Origin of the sequence: Enterococcus sp. E4-150 (genome assembly GCF_035726465.1) — a bacterium.
Classification (GTDB): domain Bacteria; phylum Bacillota; class Bacilli; order Lactobacillales; family Enterococcaceae; genus Enterococcus_B; species Enterococcus_B faecium.
The window spans coordinates 56,335-77,318 of sequence record NZ_JAPRGK010000002.1 but is presented as its reverse complement, the minus strand read 5'-3'; the positions used below and the strand labels follow the sequence as shown (position 1 = coordinate 77,318).

General features: G+C 38.8%; 21 protein-coding genes. All 21 read left to right on the top strand.

Annotated elements, in window-relative coordinates; translation table 11 throughout:
- Nucleotides 1-78 precede the first annotated feature (78 nt).
- The 21 genes from OZ002_RS02445 to polA all read left to right on the top strand — a co-directional run bounded on the left by OZ002_RS02445 (nucleotide 79) and on the right by polA (nucleotide 20,943).
- On the top strand, nucleotides 79-948 hold the full coding sequence (locus OZ002_RS02445) for a carbohydrate ABC transporter permease (RefSeq protein WP_086294114.1): 870 nt from the start codon (nucleotides 79-81) through the stop codon (nucleotides 946-948).
- The gene (locus tag OZ002_RS02440) at nucleotides 945-1,832 is read left to right on the top strand and encodes a carbohydrate ABC transporter permease (protein WP_002289130.1); all 888 of its coding nucleotides are present in this window, start codon (nucleotides 945-947) and stop codon (nucleotides 1,830-1,832) included. The genes OZ002_RS02445 and OZ002_RS02440 overlap by 4 nt, the downstream gene beginning before the upstream one ends.
- A 166-nt stretch (nucleotides 1,833-1,998) precedes the next feature.
- Nucleotides 1,999-2,682: a DUF1538 domain-containing protein gene (locus OZ002_RS02435; RefSeq protein WP_002292009.1), complete on the top strand. Its 684-nt coding sequence runs from the start codon at nucleotides 1,999-2,001 to the stop codon at nucleotides 2,680-2,682.
- Entirely contained in the window at nucleotides 2,679-3,452 is a 774-nt protein-coding gene (locus tag OZ002_RS02430) for a DUF1538 domain-containing protein (protein ID WP_016628238.1), read from the top strand. The genes OZ002_RS02435 and OZ002_RS02430 overlap by 4 nt, the downstream gene beginning before the upstream one ends.
- Nucleotides 3,449-3,847 (top strand): P-II family nitrogen regulator, encoded by a 399-nt coding sequence (locus tag OZ002_RS02425; RefSeq protein WP_002331417.1) that lies wholly within the window; start codon nucleotides 3,449-3,451, stop codon nucleotides 3,845-3,847. Before OZ002_RS02430 ends, OZ002_RS02425 begins: the two co-directional genes overlap by 4 nt.
- 184 nt (nucleotides 3,848-4,031) lie before the next feature.
- Complete coding sequence (locus OZ002_RS02420; protein WP_002331416.1) at nucleotides 4,032-4,703, top strand: hypothetical protein; 672 nt, start codon at nucleotides 4,032-4,034, stop codon at nucleotides 4,701-4,703.
- Between the two features lie 58 nt (nucleotides 4,704-4,761).
- Nucleotides 4,762-5,202 (top strand): hypothetical protein, encoded by a 441-nt coding sequence (locus OZ002_RS02415; protein WP_002324957.1) that lies wholly within the window; start codon nucleotides 4,762-4,764, stop codon nucleotides 5,200-5,202.
- 11 nt (nucleotides 5,203-5,213) lie between these two features.
- Nucleotides 5,214-5,882 (top strand): 2,3-bisphosphoglycerate-dependent phosphoglycerate mutase, encoded by a 669-nt coding sequence (locus tag OZ002_RS02410; protein WP_002331414.1) that lies wholly within the window; start codon nucleotides 5,214-5,216, stop codon nucleotides 5,880-5,882.
- Nucleotides 5,883-5,944: 62 nt separating this feature from the next.
- Nucleotides 5,945-6,568: an HAD-IA family hydrolase gene (locus OZ002_RS02405; RefSeq protein WP_002331413.1), complete on the top strand. Its 624-nt coding sequence runs from the start codon at nucleotides 5,945-5,947 to the stop codon at nucleotides 6,566-6,568.
- A 55-nt stretch (nucleotides 6,569-6,623) separates the two neighbouring features.
- Entirely contained in the window at nucleotides 6,624-7,010 is a 387-nt protein-coding gene (locus tag OZ002_RS02400; RefSeq protein ID WP_002291995.1) for a DUF1149 family protein, read from the top strand.
- A 212-nt stretch (nucleotides 7,011-7,222) separates the two neighbouring features.
- Nucleotides 7,223-8,614, top strand: a complete 1,392-nt coding sequence (locus OZ002_RS02395; RefSeq protein WP_002295194.1) for an L-cystine transporter — start codon at nucleotides 7,223-7,225, stop codon at nucleotides 8,612-8,614.
- A 610-nt stretch (nucleotides 8,615-9,224) separates the two neighbouring features.
- Nucleotides 9,225-9,593 carry a VOC family protein gene (locus OZ002_RS02390; RefSeq protein WP_002331411.1) on the top strand — a complete coding sequence of 123 codons (369 nt, stop codon included), beginning with the start codon at nucleotides 9,225-9,227 and terminating at the stop codon, nucleotides 9,591-9,593.
- A 180-nt stretch (nucleotides 9,594-9,773) separates the two neighbouring features.
- Complete coding sequence (trhO, locus tag OZ002_RS02385) at nucleotides 9,774-10,715, top strand: oxygen-dependent tRNA uridine(34) hydroxylase TrhO (protein ID WP_002331409.1); 942 nt, start codon at nucleotides 9,774-9,776, stop codon at nucleotides 10,713-10,715.
- A 68-nt stretch (nucleotides 10,716-10,783) separates the two neighbouring features.
- The gene (locus OZ002_RS02380; RefSeq protein ID WP_002331408.1) at nucleotides 10,784-11,515 is read left to right on the top strand and encodes a metallophosphoesterase family protein; all 732 of its coding nucleotides are present in this window, start codon (nucleotides 10,784-10,786) and stop codon (nucleotides 11,513-11,515) included.
- Nucleotides 11,516-11,658: 143 nt separating this feature from the next.
- Nucleotides 11,659-13,839, top strand: coding sequence for a Tex family protein (locus OZ002_RS02375; protein WP_325082836.1), 2,181 nt, complete (start codon nucleotides 11,659-11,661; stop codon nucleotides 13,837-13,839).
- A gap of 19 nt (nucleotides 13,840-13,858) precedes the next feature.
- Nucleotides 13,859-14,341, top strand: coding sequence for a SprT family protein (locus OZ002_RS02370; RefSeq protein ID WP_002331406.1), 483 nt, complete (start codon nucleotides 13,859-13,861; stop codon nucleotides 14,339-14,341).
- A gap of 15 nt (nucleotides 14,342-14,356) precedes the next feature.
- The gene (locus tag OZ002_RS02365) at nucleotides 14,357-15,118 is read left to right on the top strand and encodes a YdcF family protein (RefSeq protein WP_156248978.1); all 762 of its coding nucleotides are present in this window, start codon (nucleotides 14,357-14,359) and stop codon (nucleotides 15,116-15,118) included.
- A gap of 130 nt (nucleotides 15,119-15,248) precedes the next feature.
- On the top strand, nucleotides 15,249-16,583 hold the full coding sequence (murC, locus tag OZ002_RS02360) for a UDP-N-acetylmuramate--L-alanine ligase (RefSeq protein WP_002291978.1): 1,335 nt from the start codon (nucleotides 15,249-15,251) through the stop codon (nucleotides 16,581-16,583).
- Nucleotides 16,584-17,010: 427 nt separating this feature from the next.
- Entirely contained in the window at nucleotides 17,011-17,496 is a 486-nt protein-coding gene (locus OZ002_RS02355; protein WP_002296398.1) for a MaoC/PaaZ C-terminal domain-containing protein, read from the top strand.
- A complete protein-coding gene (locus OZ002_RS02350; RefSeq protein WP_002324016.1) occupies nucleotides 17,489-18,172 on the top strand; it encodes a Bax inhibitor-1/YccA family protein in 684 nt (227 codons plus the stop codon). The genes OZ002_RS02355 and OZ002_RS02350 overlap by 8 nt, the downstream gene beginning before the upstream one ends.
- Nucleotides 18,173-18,297: 125 nt before the next feature.
- A complete protein-coding gene (gene polA / locus OZ002_RS02345; RefSeq protein ID WP_002331404.1) occupies nucleotides 18,298-20,943 on the top strand; it encodes a DNA polymerase I in 2,646 nt (881 codons plus the stop codon).
- The last annotated feature ends 41 nt before the right edge of the window (nucleotides 20,944-20,984 follow it).

The following is a 20,984-nucleotide window of genomic DNA, read 5'->3' as shown; positions in this document are numbered from 1 at the left end:
GATGGCGGCTGCCTTACAGACGTTGTCTTTCTTGTCTTTTCAATTAAATAATCAATGATAGAAATTGGAGGGAAAAGAATGAAGCAGAAAGATTTATTCAAAAACGGGCATGCTTTTTTAATCTTGCCAGTCATTTTGATATCGATCATGGTTTTTATTCCGATGGTTTTGGCTTTGATCACGTCTTTTCAAAGTGGTCCCCCTGTCAATATGACATTTAACGGATTAGGTAATTATCAGCGGATGCTGACAGATGCTACTTTTAAAAGAGCTTTTTTCAATACGTTCCTGTATTTACTAGTTCAAGTACCAATCATGCTGTTTCTAGCACTTTTTATTTCCAACCTTTTAAATGATAAAAAGCTGAAATATAAAGGGTTGTTTCGAACCGCTATCTTTCTTCCATGTATCACTTCGATGGTCAGTTATTCTCTGATCATGAAAAGTCTATTTTCTCAATCTGGCCTTGTAAACAACTTGTTGTTGGGCATTGGTATGATTGACACACCGATTGGCTGGTTGACTCATCCAATTTGGGCGAGAGTTCTGATCATTCTTTCGATCACTTGGCGTTGGACTGGATACAATATGATTTTTTTCCTTTCAGGCATGCAAAATATTGATTCGGAGATTTATGAAGCAGCATCTATTGACGGTGCTTCTAAATGGCAGCAGTTTATCAAAGTGACGATCCCAAATTTAAAACCAATCATTTTGTTTACTTCCATTACTTCGACGATCGGGACATTGCAGCTTTTTGATGAAGTACAAAATATTACTGGCGGGGGACCAGCAAATGCAACGACCACCCTATCTCAATACATCTATAATTTGAGTTATAAATTCACGCCTAATTTTGGATATGCGGCAGCAGTTTCCTTTGTTATTGTTTCCTTTATTGTGATATTGTCGATAATCCAAACGAAAGTAGGAGGAGAAAGTCGATGAAAAATATGGTAGAAAAAGAAACAATCGAACGCCCCAACGTCAAAAAACAAGCATTAGAACTTCGTTCGACAATTGGGTCAGTATTAAAGTATACAGCATTAAGCATCCTATCATTTATTTCCATTTTCCCTTTTGTCTGGATGGTTTTGGGAATGACGAATACACCCGTGGATATCACATCGGGAAAAATAAAGATTGGCAGTAACTTGATCATCAATTTTCAAAATTTGTTTTCCAATGAGCTGAATTTTACTCGTTCCCTTTGGAATTCAGCGATGATCGCTTTGGTGACCACTGTGTTTGCATTACTGATTTCGTCAATGGCAGGATATGGATTTGAGATTTATCAAAGTAAACGAAAAGACCTAATTTTCAATATTCTACTGCTATCGATGATGGTTCCTTTTGCGGCATTGATGATCCCTTTGTATCGAATGTTTTCACAATTGAACGGAACGGTTTTGGGAATCAACAGTTTCTTGGTTGTCATCCTGCCATCTGTTAGCACTGCTTTTTTGATCTTCTTCTTTCGACAAAATGTTAAATCTTTTCCAAAAGATCTAGTAGAAGCCGCTCGATTAGATGGTCTAAAAGAACTAAGTATTTTTTTTAGAGTGTATATGCCGACGGCTAAAAATACCTATGCCGCGGCTGCAATCATCACATTCATGAGTAGCTGGAACAATTATTTATGGCCCTTAGTAGCTTTGCAATCTCCTGATAAACGGACGGTTCCGCTTGTTTTATCTGCTATGGGTGCTTCCTATACACCAGACTATGGAATGATCATGGCTGGATTAGTCATCGCTACTTTACCAACTGCCATCGTATTTTTTGTTTTGCAAAAGCAATTCGTTCAAGGAATGATCGGCTCTGTAAAATAAAAAAACACAATAAGCGCGTTCCTTCAAAGTCATTTTTCCAAGTAAAAAGATACTTTTGGGACGCGTGTTATTTTATGTTGAGAAAAATTAAATGATAACGTTTTAAGTTTGTGCTCGAAAACTCTTTCATTTTAAGGTAAACTTAAAAAGTAAAGGAGGAGGATACATGCTAAAAAATTTTAAAGAAGTGATTGCTGCTATATTGCCGATGACTGTCCTGATTGTCATTTTAACGTTTGTTTTTGCACCGTTAGAAGGAGAAGACCTCGCTTCATTTCTGGTTGGTGCGGCAATCATGATGATCGGAATGACGCTCTTTTTGTTTGGAGCAGATTATTCTATGATGGAAGTCGGAGATCTAGTAGGGAAATATATGATCAAAAAGAAAAGTTTGGCTGTTTTGGTCAGTTTGGGATTTGCTATCGGGATCGTGATCACGATTGCTGAACCTTCCGTGCAAGTTTTGGGACAACAAGTATATGATATATCTGACGGAGAGATTGGCAGAGTGTTGCTGATTGGGATCGTCAGCGTCGGCACTGGAGTATTTTTAGCCTTTGCGCTACTTCGGGTCGTATTCAAGCTATCCTATTATCAATTGATGGCTATAGGCTACATAGGCGTTTTGATCGCCTCATTTTTCACCAGTTCCGAATTTATGCCGATTGCTTTTGATTCGGGCGGAGTAACTACTGGTCCAGTAACTGTTCCGTTTATTTTGGCCCTTGCCGGAGGGATGACTAGCATGATCAAACAAAAGAAAAATGAAAATGACAGTTTTGGAATGGTCGGTATTGCTTCGTTAGGGCCGATTCTTGCCGTGATGATTTTGGGGGTGATCTTCCAATGAGTTTCTGGCAGCAAGTGATAGATGGAATCGAAATCGTTACCATGGAAGTCATTTTGGCAGTGGCACCTATCGTAATCCTATTTGTTTTAATGAATATCATTAGTTTTCGTATGCGCAAAAAGCGTTTCTTTGACATTATGAAAGGTTTCTTGATAACGACTATTGGGTTGATCCTTTTCCTGCACGGAGTCAATATGGCTTATGTACCGGTAGGACAGCATTTAGGCAGTACGATCGCTGGATTGCCCTATAATTATATATTGGTTCCCCTTGGCTTTTTAATGGGGTTCTTAGTAGGGTTTGCTGAGCCGGCGATTCATGTAATGGTCAAACAGGTTGAAGAATTGAGTGAAGGAAGGATCCGGTCGAAAGTCATGCTGATGGTGATTTCGATTGGGATTGGCGCAGCAGTAGGGTTGTCTATGTGGCGTTTGCTCGTCGGATTCTCTCTTTATTATTTCTTGATCCCAGGATATGGGCTAGCATTTATTTTAGGACGAAAAGTGGACAAGATCTTTTTAGCAATGGCTTTTGACAACGGTGGAGTAGCAACGGGTCCGATGTGTTCGACATTTATTTTATCAATGAGCGTGGCGATCGCTGCACAAATTGAGGGAAGAGATCCGATCATTGACGGGTTTGGTGTGGTTGCAATGATTGCATTGACACCAATATTATCCACTTTAGTACTAGGATATATTTATAAACGAAAAGATGAAAAAGACAGAATCGAAAAAGAAAGATTGCAAAAATTGGGGGAAAGCAAATGAAAGATCTTGTAGCATTAAATCTTCACATGATTGTGACGATCGTTGACGGAGGAACGGGCGAAGATGTTATCGACTTTTCAAAAGAAGCAGGTGCAGCAGGCGGAACGATCTTACATGGAAGAGGTTCTGGTGTACATGATTCAGGGAAATTTTTAGGTTTGGACATTTCGCCAGAAAAAGATATTGTGTTGACATTAGTACCCGATAGTTTGACGAATAAAGTAATGGATGCGATTGGTCAAGGCATCAACATCGATATTCCAGGTAATGGTATTTGTTTTAGTATTGATGTAGACAAAGTCATTGGTATCACTAAGATTCATCAATATCGAGAAATTATCGGAATGCAAGAACTTTTAGATGAAAATAAAGATAGAGAAAAGTCTGAATCATAGACAAGCGTTTGAAGAGGAAATAAACATAAACAAGAAGGCGGATGAGCGTTATTTCCGCTTTTTTGTTTGTATTTTTCTCGTGAATACTTATGAAATAGTAAATTTTTATGAAATTCTACTCTAAGCATCAGACTTTCTTTTCAAAATATGCTATTTTAAAAATGATGAAAAAAGGGGGAGAAAAATGAATTTTTTAGTTGTTTTAAAAGATACTCTGATTGAGCGATCTACATTTCTATATGTTCAATTGCAGGAAAATAAAACATTGCTGCATTTTTCACCAGAGTTCCATCTAGAGGGGCTAACATTAGGAGAAATCTATCAAGCAGAAGGGCTGTCGGCTGTTTTGCACTTTTTTAAGGTAGAATTGGAATTACCAGTAAAAGATTATATCGAGCTTTCTCTTGAATCTTGGGATCGAGCAGTGGTTGAACTGTTTCCAGAAGGTTTAATGATCGATACAAACGATGGGAAGATCCATCTGACTGCAGCAGAACTGCAAAAACAAATGCGTTATCAAATAGATGACGAAAATTCTTTTTCTATTTTTAGACGTCAGCAAAAGATTCTAAAAAGCTTTTTAAAAGTGATCAGTAAAAAACGGAATCTGATCAAAACGACACAGCTGTTGAAAAAATATCCAGGTCTGCTTCACACGTCTATTCAATTTCCTCAATTGATTACGATGATCCATCGTTTTATACGTATACAACAGCTACCATCTAAGAAGCTATTTCTTCCATTGACGGACACATTTCGAGTAGTCAACAGAGAAGATAAAAAGAAAGTGATTGTGATTGACTTTACCAGAAATCGGAATGTCCTTCACCAAGTTGCAATGGAAAAGGCCAATTAAGGCTTTTTCTTTTTGGATTTTTTTGTCATAATAAATATTAGATGATGGAGGAGATAATATGATGCAAACATGGTTAGAAAGGCTAATACGATTTCAGCAGAACTATCACAAACTTATGCAGGGAAGATATGCGAAATTTGATCAGTTGAATCGCGGTCTATTGATTGCTGCGCTTGTCTTTAGTTTGCTAAGTCGTTGGTTGCCCTATAGAATCGGACAATTGTTGTTCATCGTCTTTTTCGGATGGATGATATTTCGTTTCCTATCAAAAAAAATCTACCCCAGACTAAATGAGAATCAACGTTATTTGAAATATCTTGATAGAGTCAAAGAAAAATATCATCAGATAACAAACAAAAAGCAAGCTAAAATGGATCGAAAAAGTTATACTTTTTTTGAGTGCCCGAATTGTCATCAAAAGCAGCGTGCACCTAAAGGAAAAGGACGAATACGCGTGACATGCAAAACATGTGGTATAAAATTCGAAACGAATGTTTAAGGGAGAAAAGAATGAAATTAGTATTATTACGTCATGGCGAAAGCGAAGCAAATTTTGAAAATTACTGGACAGGATGGCTAGATGTCGCCTTAACAGAAAAAGGAAAAGAACAAGCAGCAGTAGCCGGTCAAAAAATGCTTGAAGCTGGCCTTCAATTCGATGCCGTTTATACCTCTGTTTTGAAACGTGCGATTCTTACCGGACAAGTCGCACTAGAAGAAATGGGTCAGTTATGGCTTCCTATAATAAAAACATGGCGTCTAAATGAACGGCATTATGGGGATCTTGTGGGTAAAAACAAAGATAAGATGAAAGAAATATACGGAAAAGATCAAGTAAAAAAATGGCGCAGAGGATATACGGAAGTTCCGCCGTTAACCGTAGAAAATAGATTTGACCGCAGATATGATCACTTGGACCCGCATTTGATCCCATACGGAGAAAGTCTGGAAATGACAGTGAATCGGATCATTCCCTTATGGCAAGATCATCTAGCACCAAAACTAAAAGATCGGCAAGATTTACTAGTTGTGGGTCATGGTAATAGCATCCGAGCACTGACAAAATATTTAGAAGATGTTCCTGAAGATCAAATGGATACGATCGATATCCCAAATGCACAACCAATCCAGTATACATTAGCAGATGATTTGACAATTCTGGACAAAAAAATACTTTAAAGAACACCTTTATCTAAAGTGAGAGATAGAAAAAAGAAGCAAAGGAATGGAACAAAAGGAACATGAAAAATTATATATGGGACTTTGATGGTACATTGTTTGATACGTATCCCGCAATGGTAGATGGTGCATGGCAAGCACTAAAAGATTTTGGTATCAGTATGGACAAAAAAGAAATCTACTTCAAAATGAAAAAATATTCTACTAGTTATTTGATCAATGAATCAAACTTGAATGCCAAAGAGTTTAATGAATTATTTCACCGATATGAAAAAGAAAGCACGGAAGTTTCCCGTCCATTTCCAGAAACGAAACAAGTACTGGAAATGCTAAAAGACAACGGCGGTCGTCATTTCATCTTGACCCATCGTTTGACAGAATCAACATGGGGCCTGTTAAAAGAACATCGATTGGCACATCTGATTGAGGAAGTAGTAGGGATCGATCAGGACTTTCCTCGTAAACCTGATCCAGCATCTTTAAATTATTTGATCGATACTTTTCATTTAGAAAGAACAGACACGATGATGATCGGCGATCGTCGTTTAGATATCGAAGCAGGGAAAAATGCAGGAGTCGCTACTTGTCTTTACGACATCGATCATTTTCTGGGTGAGATCCCGGCAGATTATGTGGTAGGAAATCTGAATGAAACCCTTACCTTGCAGAGCATCATTAAAAAGTAGTATCCCCTTTCAAAGGAGATATGTTATAATTTTCATAAAGGAGTGATAAAATTATATGGAAATCAGAAGACAAAAAGAAGTTGTAGAAGCATTTCATTATGATATGAGATTGCCGAACCAAGAAGTAGAAACAGATTTGAAAGTGGGCTTCTCGCCTTTAAAAGAAACGATCGAAAACTATCCGAAAGAACATAGCATCGTAGGAGCACGCTTAGAGTTCCGTTTAGTGTTTGATACATATGTTTTATCTGGAAGTGTGAGTCAGATCAATCATATCCTCAATCGGAAAATTGAAGGTCAAAATGATGTCACACAAGAAGAAGTGGACGAGCTAGTAGCACCGTTATTCGATATCGTACGCCGGATGTCTTATGAGGTGACAGAGATCGCCTTAGATCAGCCTGGAGTAAAATTGAATTTTCAATCAGAAAAACAAGAATAGACAGTAAAAACATACCTGCGATAGATTAAAGCTATCACAGGTATGTTTTTTTATTACTAATTGTAAGCAAAAAGAATGTCATTTCGATAAAAATCGTCTAAAATATAAAAGTCACTGAAAAAAATTTTTTCAGGAGGATGGTTGAAGAATCATTCTCGGGAACCTTTACTTCCTTCGATGGACTTGTCATTAATAATATGAGGAGGAGAAAAATGACAACACTCATCACAGTTTTAGTGGTTCTAGTTTTTGCGGCATTATTATATGTGTTCTATCGTATGCAAAAGCGCCATACAAAATTTTCAACACGCGTCTTTACAGCATTAGGAGTTGGTATCGTCTTTGGCGGTCTGCTTCAATTGATCTTTGGTGTAGACGACAAAGTCGTTACTCAATCCATGGAATGGATCGGGATTGTAGGTCAAGGATATGTATCATTCTTGCAAATGCTAGTTATGCCTTTAGTGTTTATTTCGATCATTGGTGCATTCACAAAAATGAAAGTTTCTGAAAAGCTAGGGAAAATTAGTGCGACTGTATTGACTTCTTTACTTGGAACAACAGCTATTGCAGCATTGATCGGAATTGGTTCAACAATGCTGTTCGGACTCCAAGGAGCTAAATTCACACAAGGAGCTGCAGAAACAGCACGAATCTCTGAACTGGCAACACGTCAGGAAACAGTTGAAAACTTATCGATTCCACAGCAGATTTTATCCTTTATCCCTAAAAACGTATTTGCTGATTTAGCAGGTAGTCGTGCAACAAGTACGATTGGAGTCGTTATTTTTGCAGCCTTTGTCGGTATCGCTTATCTAGGTGTGAAAAGAAAAGCGCCAAAAGAAGCAGCATTCTTTTCAGATTTAGTCGACAGTTTGTATAAAATCATTATGCGGATCGTGACGCTTGTTTTGCGTTTGACACCTTATGGAGTATTTGCTTTGATGACAAACGTTTTGGCAACAAGTGATTTTGCAGCTATCGTCAATTTAGGTAAATTTGTCGTTGCTTCTTACGTAGCATTGCTTGCTGTTTTGATTGTCCACTCACTGATTTTGATTGGTGCAAAAGTCAATCCAATCAACTATTTCAAAAAAGCCTTTCCGGTATTGAGCTTTGCGTTTACTTCACGTTCAAGTGCTGGAGCTTTGCCATTGAATATCGAGACTCAGACAAAAGCTTTAGGAGTAGATGATGCAACAGCTAATTTCTCAGCAAGTTTTGGTTTGTCTATTGGACAAAACGGCTGTGCTGGCGTTTATCCAGCTATGTTGGCAACGATCGTCGCACCAGCAGCTGGAGTGAATGTCTTTAGTTTGGAATTTATTTTGATGCTTGTGGCAATTGTAACAATCAGTTCTTTTGGTGTAGCTGGAGTCGGTGGGGGCGCAACATTTGCTTCACTGATCGTTTTAGGGGCAATGAACTTGCCAGTAGCAATCGTTGGGTTAGTTATCTCTGTTGAACCATTAATCGATATGGCACGCACAGCAGTAAACGTCAGCGGTAGCATGGTAGCTGGTATCGTGACAAGTGCACGCATCAAAGATTTAGATCGCGATGTCATCAATGATGATTCTAAAGTGATCGATGTGAATGCATAGTCAAAAAGAGGTTGTGATAGAAGTGGTCAGCTTTAAGAAATAAGAAGAAGTTTCCTAAAAATAGCTTCTCAAATTTTTGTGAAATTTCGGCTTATTTCCGAGAAGCTACTTCTGAAACACCGTGAATAAGAGGTTGTGAAAAAGCTGCCCTGCATCAAGTAATAAGAACAGCCAAACAAAAATAGTTCCTCATATTTTACGTTTGGTTGAGCTTATTACCGCAGATGCAAGCTTTTGAACACCGTTTAAGAAAGAGGTCGTGAGCCTGCCGTTTCACTCTGAGTCACAAAGAGCAATTTCAAAAAATAGCTTCTCATGTTTGTTGAATATTGTGTCTTGTGACCGAGGAGTTGTCAGGAGAACACCGTTTACCAGAGGTTGTGACTTGTTTTTAGTCACGACCTCTTTTTTTATTTATTCCATATAAACACATATTATTTATTCCGAAAAGTGAAAGCGTGAATAACAAAAACAACCAACTTATTTATTATTAAAGAAAAGCGTATTTAAGTAGGACGATTCTGTTGAGAGCTTTCGTAGATTTTCCCATTTTCCTATGGTAAACTGACAAAGTTGAGAATGTTAGAACAGATCGATTAGGAGGAAACAGATGTTTACGAATGAAATAAAAATCATGCTTTATGTGGACGATGTAGAAAAAAATGCAACGTTTTGGAGAGCAATTGGCTTTGCAGAAAAAGATCGTCAAGAAATGGATGGGACGCTTGTAATTGAAGTAGGAGTTGAAGATAGTCAAACCTCATTTCTGTTATATGATCGAGCATTTGTTGAGTCCCATTCACCTGGCACAGCTACTAGTGCCCCATCTTTGATGTTTTACAGTAAAGATATCTTTGGACTATATAAAAAAATGCAGACGCAATCAGTCACATTAGGTGATATGGTACAGCTTGGAGAAGAATATGTCTTTAACTTTGCTGATCCCGATGGCAACTACTTTGCGGTTACAGGTAAATAATAGAAATAAAGACTTTGTTTTTCTGTGCGAAACAGGAAAGCGAAGTCTTTTTAATTCAGATAATAATATTATGTAAACAAAAAAACTTTCCATGCGTAATTATACACAAGCAAATAAATCGTCAAATGCGAACGCCTTCTTTATACTGTTTAGGAACGAAAAGAAGGAAGGAAGAAATACATGGATTATCAAGTACTGCTTTATTACAATTATACAAAAATAGAAGAACCAGAGGAATTTGCCAAAAATCATTTAGCCTTTTGCAAATCTTTGGATCTTAAAGGTCGTATTCTAGTAGCTGAAGAAGGAATAAATGGTACCGTGTCTGGAACTATTGAAAACACGACTGCCTATATGGAAGCAATGAAAGCTGATCCTCGATTTGCTGATACGATGTTCAAGATCGATCCAAGCGAAGGACATGCCTTTAAGAAGATGTTTGTAAGATACCGTCCAGAGCTTGTAAGTTTAAAGCTAGAAGAGGACATTGATCCAAACCAAGTGACAGGTGCCTATCTTTCACCGCAAGAATTTAAAGAAGCTATTTTAGATGAACAGACAGTGGTGATTGATGCACGAAATGATTATGAATATGACTTGGGACATTTTCGAGGGGCTGTACGCCCAGATATACGCAGTTTTCGAGAGCTTCCAGACTGGATCCGCGAGCACAAAGAAGAATTTATGGAAAAACGGGTAGTGACCTACTGTACTGGTGGCATTCGTTGCGAGAAGTTTTCTGGTTGGCTTGTCCGTGAAGGATTCAAAGATGTCGGACAGCTTCATGGCGGTATTGCTACTTATGGTAAGGATCCTGAAGTTAAAGGGGAATTATGGGATGGCAAGATGTATGTGTTTGATGAACGGATCGCTGTCGATATCAACCAAGTAGATAAACAAATCGTCGGTCGCGACTGGTTTGACGGAACACCATGTGAACGATATATCAATTGTAGCAATCCTGAGTGCAATCGTCAGATTCTTGCTTCCATTGAAAATGAAGAAAAACATTTAGGAGCATGTAGCATAGAGTGTGCGAAACATCCGCGCAATCGCTATGTTCAAGACCATGGAATCTCTCCAGAAGAAGCAGAACTGCGGTTTACAGCTTTAATTAAATAGAAAACAATAGTTTTGATTGTCGACCATTTCCAATATGCGCTATACTAGCGTTGAGGATGGTGATCCACATGAAATCATTGATTTATGCTATTGGGGATGTCCATGGCAAATATGAGCTTTTTGAAAAACTTATTCACTATTATGATCCAAAGATCCATCAGCTTGTTTTATTAGGGGATCTTAATGATCGAGGTCCTCGTACAAAAGAATGTTTTTTATTAGGAAAGCAATTAGTCGAAGAAACAGGAGCCATTTACCTCCGGGGAAACCATGAAGAATATTTTTTGCAATTTCTGCAATCACCGGAGGACTGGTATGCGCCTTATATGAGAAATGGTGGAAAAGAAACGTTTGAAAGCCTGCTTCACCCAGGGGCATCGGAGGAATACTCCCCAACTGAAATCTCGATGATGATCCAATCGAGATATTCAGAACTGATTAAATTTTTAGTCCAGCGCCCCTTGTATTATGAATGGGAAAATTATCTTTTTGTCCATGCCGGTGTGGATTTGACAAAGAAAGACTGGCGTAAGACAAGTCCAAGAGACTTTATTTGGATAAGGGAACCATTTCATGAAGGGAAAAACAATACAGGTAAGACAATCGTATTTGGACATACGATTACACCAATGCTCCATGGAGATATGCAGACAACAGACCTCTGGATCCATGATCATAAAATCGGCATGGATGGTGGAGCTGTATTTGGAGGGTCATTGCATGGGGTTGTTTTTGACAAGGAAGGTATTCTTCAAGACATTGAATATCAGAACAACGAAGGACCATGGCATGGAATCTGACTAATGGAAAGAATGAAGGAGCTGTGACTTTGTTGCGGCTCTTTTTATTTGTATAGAGAATATTGTTTCTTTCAGTAGTTTAACCCACGATAAAAAGTATGATAGAATAAAGAAGCAATTTTTAGCAGAAAAGAGGCATTTTAATGACGGAAAATTTGAACCAGACGATCATTCAGCTTGTACAAAAAGAGCTTTCAGACTATCGTCCTAAGCAGTTGACTACTGTACTTAATTTGTTAAATGAAGGAAACACTGTTCCTTTTATCGCGCGTTACCGAAAAGAAATGACTGGAAGTCTTGATGAAGTCCAGATTCGTGAAATCGAAGAGCGGTATGCATATCTTGAAAACTTAGAAAAACGTAAAACTGAAGTGATTCGGCTAATCGATGAACAAGGGAAACTGACCCCCGAGTTAGAAGCAGAAATCACCCAAGCCGTGAAAATGCAACAAGTGGAAGATTTGTATCGTCCATACAAACAAAAACGACGGACAAAAGCAACGATTGCTAAAGAAAAAGGACTTGAACCACTCGCGAAGTGGCTGATGCAGCTTACAGATGGAGAGGTGCAATCTGAAGCAGAAAAATATATTGACAAAGAAAAAGAAGTCTCTTCTGCCGAAGAAGCGTTGCACGGTGCTCATGAGATTATTGCTGAACAAGTCAGCGATAATGCAAAATTTCGGACTTGGATTCGGTCTTATACGTATAACAAAGGTATGTATGTCAGCAATGTCAAGGATGAGCAAGCAGATGAAAAAGGCGTATATGAAATGTATTATGACTTTGCAGAACCCGTCCATAAAATGGTTTCTCATCGAATATTAGCTACTAATCGTGGAGAAAAAGAAGATATTCTGAAAGTATTCCTTCAAGTAGATGAAGCAGCAATTTTAGCTTACTTGGATCGCCAAATAGTCAAAAATCCTGCCTCTCCTTCTTCTTCATTCGTCAGAGAAGCCTATCAGGATAGTTATAAACGCTTTATTCAGCCAGCAATCGAGCGAGAACTGCGCAATGAATTGACTGAAAAGGCAGATGAGCAAGCAATCGCTATTTTCGGCGAAAACCTCCGTAATCTTTTGTTGCAACCGCCACTAAAAGGTAAAGTTGTCCTGGGATTTGATCCGGCTTATCGTACTGGATGTAAACTAGCAGTCGTAGATGCGACAGGGAAAGTTTTAGCAATCGAAGTTATTTATCCTCATAAACCTGCAGCGAAAGCAAAAAGAGAAGCTGCTGGACCAGCTTTTATCCAATTAATTAATAAATATCAAGTAGATATGGTAGCTATCGGAAATGGTACAGCCAGTCGGGAATCTGAACTTTTTGTGGCTGAGCAGTTGAAATACGCCGACCATAAAACCTATTACGCTATCGTCAACGAAGCAGGCGCTTCTGTTTACTCCGCTAGCGAAATTGCACGAAAAGAATTTCCGCATCTACAAGTTGAAGAAAGAAGTGCTGTTTCTATTGCCCGTCGCCTGCAAGATCCTTTAGCTGAATTAGTCAAAATCGATCCTAAAGCTGTCGGAGTAGGCCAGTACCAACATGACGTTTCTCAAAAACGTTTGGCTGAACAATTGGATTTTGTTGTGGAAACAGCGGTTAACCAAGTAGGTGTGGATGTGAATACAGCAAGCCCGCAGCTCTTGCAGCATATATCAGGATTGAATAAAACAACTGCCCAAAACATTGTCATTTATCGTGAAGAAAACGGAGAATTCACCGCACGAACTCAATTGAAAAAAGTGCCACGCTTAGGACCAAAAGCATATGAACAAGCAATCGGATTCTTGCGAGTCCCTGGTGGGAAAAACATTTTGGACAACACAGGTATCCATCCCGAAAGTTATTCTATCGCAAAAGAAATATTAACTTCAGTCCAACTTTCAGAAAAAGAGCTTGGTACAGAAGAAGCAGTAGAAAAATTGACACGATTATCCGTAGAGAAACTGGCTGAAAGCCTATCAGTCGGAGAAGAAACGTTAACCGATATTTTAGCTGGGCTGACACAACCTGGACGAGATATGCGTGATGAGATGCCAGCGCCCTTATTACGTACAGATGTATTGAGTATGGAAGACTTGAAACCAGGGATGGAATTGACTGGAACGGTCCGTAATGTCATTGACTTCGGCGCATTTGTTGATATCGGTGTGAAGCAAGACGGACTTGTCCATATATCGAAACTCAGCAAAAAATTCGTCAAGCATCCTACAGATGTCGTGTCAGTAGGAGATATCGTAACAGTTTGGATAGAACAAGTCGATACGAAAAAAGGCAGAATCAGTTTGACGATGCTTTCCCCTTATGAAGAGTAACAATGAGGAGTAACAAAAATTGACACAAGAAGAACTGCAGCAGTTAGTAGAAGAGATATCATTAAAAAGCTTCCAGCTTCCTTTCAAGCACCAAGCAATGTTCAATCCACGCTTACGTACAACTGGCGGGCGCTATCATTTAAATGATCATCATTTAGATTTTAATGCGAAGCTATTTGAAGAGTCAGACGAAGAGACGATTGCAGGAATCATCAAGCATGAACTTTGCCATTATCATCTTCATCTAGCTGGAAGAGGGTATCAGCATAAAGATATGGATTTCAAGTATCTTTTGAAAAAAACAGGAGGGTTGCGCTATGCACCAGCCTTGACGAAGAAACAGATAAAGATGGAGTATTATCGATGCCAAGATTGTTCTGCCACGATCTACCGCAAGAGAAGAATCGATGTACGCAAATATCGTTGTGGAAGATGTCATGGGGAAATCAAATGGATTGAGACAAAAAGAGAAGACTTTAATGAAGCACAAAAAATCAGATGAAAGGATGGAAGGCCTTTGGAAAAAAGTGAGCAGAGGAATCTAAAAGACTGGAATCAGCTATTAAATTTTTTAGTCGCACCTGAAGAGGGAAATTTTGAGGAACTGACGGCACCTACACTTATTTTAGCTGGAAACTGTCTTCCTATCTTAGCTGATAAAGCAGCACGAATGTATGTAAATGGTCAAGTAGAACGTTTATTTTTGGTCGGCGGTGTGGGGCATGCGACTAGGATCCTTTATGAGAATTTTGAAAAGCAAGGATTTCATTTTGAAGAAGGCATGAGTGAAAGTGAAATCTGTCGTCAGTATCTAAAAGAAGTCTATGATTTGCCCGATAAGGCTTTCCTGATAGAATCGAAGTCTACAAATTCTGGAGAGAACGCCACTTTTTCACTGGAGATTCTTCATTCCTTAGATGCTGTACCAGAAAAAGTCCTATTGATGAATGATCCGACACTGCAACGCAGGACTCGAGCAACTTTTGAGAAAGTATGGCAAAATGAACAAACTATTTTCGCGAATGCTGTGCCATTTGTGCCGGAAATCCTTCACTTTTCTGAAGAGATCATCTTTACAGCAAAAGAACTGAATCATCAATGGCCTAAGGAATATTTCCATGCGCTAGTATTAGGAGAAATGGAACGACTCCATGACGATGAGAACGGCTATGGTCCGAAAGGAAAAGATTTTATTCCTCACATTGATATATCAGAGGAAGTTTGGTCTTCTTACACCAGAATTAAAGAGTCAATAAAAACGGATTTTTCCCGTACTTGACCATTTTAGCCAGCGAATCCTCCTTTCCAAATAAATTTGGTTGAAATTTTCAATCGTTTATAAGATAATGAGGAGCGTGTTGAATGTAATAGCTAAAAGAATGGACGCTAGATAAGAGAAGAGGATTCAAATGGAAAATCAAAATAAATTGTATCATTTTGTTGGTATCAAAGGTTCAGGAATGAGCTCCTTGGCTCTTGTTTTACATGAACAAGGTCTAAATGTCCAAGGATCAGACATTGAAAAATATTTCTTTACACAAAGAGATTTAGAAAAAGCAAATATCACGATTCTGCCATTTAACGCAGATAATGTAAAACCAGGGATGACGATCATTGCAGGAAATGCATTTCCTGATTCACATGAAGAAATCCAGCGAGCAAAAGAATTAGGTTTGGAAGTGATTCGCTATCACGACTTTATTGGTCATTTTATCCAAAACTATACGAGTATCGCTGTAACAGGCTCTCACGGAAAAACAAGTACGACTGGACTGCTCTCTCATGTATTGAGTGGTGTCCGTCCAACAAGTTATCTAATTGGAGATGGAACAGGACATGGTGATCCGCAAGCGGAATTCTTTTCATTTGAGGCCTGTGAATATCGCCGTCATTTCCTTGCCTATTCACCAGACTATGCAATCATGACCAATATCGATTTTGATCATCCGGATTATTATACAAGTATCGACGATGTATTTACAGCTTTCCAAACAATGGCTGGACAAGTGAAAAAAGCTATTTTTGCGTATGGTGACGATGCTTATTTACGCAAATTAGAAGCAGATGTGCCGATTTATTATTATGGTGTCACAGAAAACGATGATATCCAAGCACGAAACATCGAACGCACAACTTCTGGTTCTGCTTTTGATGTCTATCATGGGGATGAATTTGTTGGGCACTTCACTGTACCAGCATTCGGTAAACACAATATCTTAAATGCTTTAGGTGTTATTGCAGTAGCTTATTTCGAAAAACTGGATCTGAAAGAAGTGGCAGAAGAAATGCTGACTTTCCCAGGAGTAAAACGTCGATTCAGTGAAAAGATCGTAGCAGACATGACCGTAGTCGATGATTATGCGCATCACCCTGCAGAGATCAAAGCAACGATTGATGGCGCACGCCAAAAATATCCAGATAAAGAAATAATTGCAGTTTTCCAACCCCATACGTTTACGCGTACGATTGCATTGATGGATGAATTTGCAGAAGCACTTGATTTAGCTGATAAAGTTTACTTATGCGATATTTTTGGTTCGGCTCGGGAAGAACAAGGAAATGTTAAGATCGAAGACCTTGGAGCGAAAATCAAAAAAGGTGGAGAAGTCATCAAAGAAAATAATGTATCTCCATTGTTAGATTATCATGATGCAGTAGTAATCTTCATGGGTGCTGGAGATGTTCAAAAATTTGAACAAGCGTATGAAAAACTTTTAAGCAGCACGACGAAAAATGTACTGTAATACAATTACTGCAGTGTCCTTATAAAAATAGAAAGAGGGGGAGTGGCAAAAATCTTGCCAAGCTCCCTTTTTTGCAACTTATGATAAACGGTGTTCAAAAGCTTGCATCTGCGGTAATAAGCCCAATCAAATCAAAAACATGAGAAGCTGTTTTTCTTGGCTGTTCTTATTACTTGATGCAGGGCAGCTTTTTCACGACCTCAGATAAACGGTGTTCAAAAGCTTGCATCTGCGGTAATAAGCCCAACCAAATCAAAAACATGAGAAGCTGTTTTTTCTTGGCTGTTCTTATTACTTGATGCAGGACAGCTTTTTCACGACCTCTGTAAACTATAGGAATCTGTTAAATCAAGGGAGCAGAACTTGCCTTTTACGCTACTTTTGGTACAATAATGTATGATTAAAAATAAACTGGAGGGTTTCTATCTTGAACATAGGTAAGCCGAGAAAACTAGGAAAAACAATAAATGAAATCGAGGAAGGCGACTCGTTATCCTTAACAGAATCTATTGAAGATAACCAGCTTTTGCTGTATTTGGGATTGACGAATGATGCAAATCCTTTGTATATCCAACATGACTTTGCACAAAAAACAGAATATCAACAGCCAATCGTTCCATCAGTGATGCTGATGGGGATCATCACAAGTGCAATTTCAAAGCATCTTCCTGGACCAGGATCACATGTTGTCAATTTTTCTGTCAATTTTATTGAACCGGTTTTCCATTATGAAACACTGACTTTTCAGTTTGAGGTCATAAAAGTAGATAAGATGAAGGATGTGGTGACGATTTCTGTAGAAGCGGAAAATACGAACGAAGATCGTGTGTTGGATGCTGTCGTTATGGTCCAACCGCCACAAGTTCCTGAATTGGAAATAGCAATCGAAAGTGAAGGTGAATTGAATGAATAATCCAAGTACATCAATGTCAGGTATCAATCGTTTTTATGCAAAAGTTTATGGATTTTTAGGTATGGGACTTGCCCTTAGTGCAGCCACTTCTTACTTGGCTCTTTGGGTATTCCCTTTGCAATTAGCAACTTTTATCAATAATTTTCCATTAGGCTTTGTGGGTCTGTGGATCGTTGAACTGATTTTAGTAATGGTTCTAGGCGTAAAAGCACAAAAGAATCCGAGCTTAGCAATCGGTGGATTTATTGCCTACTCTCTTTTGAATGGCATAACATTAGCAGTTACTCTTGCATACTACGATATTGGAACAGTAACGCAAGCTTTCTTGACAGCTACCTTGATGTTCATGGGGATGTCTGTTGTCGGAGTAACAACAAAAAGAGATCTTAGCGGGGTTGGAAGAGCAGGACAGGCAGCTTTAATCGGAGTAATCATTGCACTAGTCTTGAACATCTTCATTTTGAGAAGTAGCGCAGTTGAGCTGTTCATCTCCCTACTGTTAGTCGTCATCTTTGCAGGGATTACAGCTTATGATAACCAAAGCATCCGTAATATCTATGTCCAGACAAACGGAACAGCACATAGTGGAATTGCTGTATTCATGGCATTGAAGCTGTATTTGGACTTTATCAACTTGTTCTTGGCGTTTCTGAGAATCTTTGGACGGAACAACTAAAAAAGAAAAAAATTCATCAGTTGGGGCTATACCGAATTATTTGGTATGGTCCCGCTTTTTCTTTTCGCATTCCGCAGGATTCTTTGTTAGAATGAATAAGAACTTTACAGTAAGGAGTTAAGAAGATGACAAAAAATAAATTATTACTCGTTGATGGGAACAGTGTGGCTTTTCGCGCATTCTTTGCGCTTCACAATTCTCTTGAACGTTTCAAAAATAGAAACGGTCTTCATACAAATGCAATCTATGCATTCAATACGATGTTTGAAAATGTTATGCAAAAAGAGCAACCGACTCATGTTCTGGTTGCGTTCGATGCAGGAAAAACGACTTTTCGGACAGAAATGTATGCGGAGTACAAAGGTGGAAGATCCAAAACACCTGGCGAATTCAAAGAACAAATGCCATATATACGTGATTTGTTGACAGGACTAGGGGTACAGTATTACGAATTGCCCAATTATGAAGCAGATGATATTATCGGTACTTTGGCAGAAAAAGTAGACAAAGATCAATTTGATGTCGTCGTGCTTTCAGGTGATCGGGATTTGACTCAATTAGCTAGTAAAGAAGTAAAAGTGGATATCACTGTAAAAGGTGTCAGCGATATCGAAAGCTATACACCAGAACATGTAGCGGAAAAATATGATGGGTTGACGCCAAAACAGATTATTGACATGAAGGGACTAGCCGGAGATGCCTCTGACAATATCCCCGGTGTGACTAAAATCGGTGAAAAAACAGCTATCAAGCTATTGAAACAATATGGCTCAGTCGAAGGAATTTATGAACATATCGATGAAATGAAGCAAAGTAAAATGAAAGAAAATCTGATAAATGACAAAGAGCAGGCTTTCTTATCGAAAAAATTGGCGACCATCAATACTTCAGCCCCTGTGGATGTCTCTATCGACTCATTGAAGTATGAAGGGAAAAATCTCGATAAACTCGTTCCGTTTTATAAAGAAATGGATTTCAATCAGTTCCTTTCTAAATTGAATATCGTAGAAGAAGAAGTAAAAATGGATGATATTTTGTTTGAAGTCATTCATGAATTCAAAGAGGAAATGTTTACTACGGATATGGCGTTGTACGTGGAAATGATGGGCGACAATTATCATACAGAGGAAATCGTCGGAGTAGCGTGGGGGACAGAAAAGAAAATTTATGTCACGAACGATCTATCTGTATTCGAAAACCGAGCGTTCCATTCTTGGATCACTGATCCGACTCGGCTGAAAAAAGTATATGATGCGAAACGAACTTATGTTGCTTTAAACCGCTATACTGGAAAAACGAAAGGAATCGATTTTGATGTCTTGCTAGGTGCATACCTTCTCGATACGAATGAAAAAAGCACAGATATCGAAGGAATAGCTGCTCATTACGGATACAACGATATCCAATCAGATGAAGCTGTATACGGCAAAGGGGCGAAAAAAGGTTTACCAGAAGAAGAGGAACTCTTTTTTGCTCATTTAGCGCGAAAAGTAGCTGCAATCAATGCGTTGACACCAAAATTGAGCCAAGAACTGGCAGATAAAAACCAAGAAGATCTTTTCCGGAAAATGGAACTGCCATTGTCTATCATTTTGGCAGAGATGGAAATAAGCGGGATCAAAGTAGATGCGACTCGCTTACAAGAAATGAAGGGCGAGTTCTCTGCTCGCTTAAGAGAGATCGAACAAAAAATCTACGAAGAAGCCGGCGAAGAATTCAATTTGAATTCACCAAAGCAATTAGGAGTGATCTTATTTGAAAAAATGGGATTACCCGTTATCAAAAAAACAAAAACTGGATATTCCACAGCTGTAGATGTACTGGAACAGCTTCGTGAACAAGCACCAATCGTAGAGGATATCCTCACCTATCGTCAAATTGCAAAAATTCAATCTACCTATGTCGAGGGACTGCTGAAAGTGATCCAATCAGATGGAAAAGTGCATACCCGTTATGTCCAGACATTGACCCAAACAGGACGATTAAGCTCTGTTGATCCTAATTTGCAGAACATCCCGATTCGATTAGATGAAGGGAGAAAGATACGTCAGGCATTTGTTCCTAGAGAAAAAGACTGGTTGATTTATTCTTCTGACTATTCACAAATCGAGTTACGCGTACTTGCGCATATCTCAAATGATGAACATTTGAAAGCTGCCTTCCTAGAAGGTCAAGATATCCATGCCAGCACAGCGATGCGCGTATTTGGAATCGAAAAGGCAGAGGATGTCACACCAAATATGCGTCGGCAGGCAAAAGCAGTGAATTTTGGTATCGTGTATGGCATCTCTGATTACGGACTTTCACAAAATTTAGGCATCAGCCGAAAAGCAGCACAGCAATACATCGATACGTACTTTGAAAAATACCCAGGTGTCAAAGAATATATGGAAAGAATCGTACGCGAAGCAAAAGATCAAGGCTACGTTGAAACACTGTATCACCGCCGTCGATATTTGCCAGACATCAATTCAAGAAATTACAATATCCGTTCTTTTGCGGAACGAACAGCTATCAATACACCAATTCAAGGAAGTGCTGCTGATGTTTTGAAAATCGCGATGATCGAATTGGATAAACGATTAAAAGAAACAGGTCTTCAAGCTACGATGCTGTTACAAGTTCATGATGAACTTGTCTTCGAGGTACCTGAAAAAGAACTTGAATCATTAGATAAATTGGTGAAGGAAGTTATGGAACAAGCTGTTTCTCTTCATGTACCACTGATCACTGACAGCAGTTGGGGAAAAACGTGGTACGAAGCAAAATAAACATTGTTTAAGACAGAGCAATATAATGAAGGTGAAAAGAA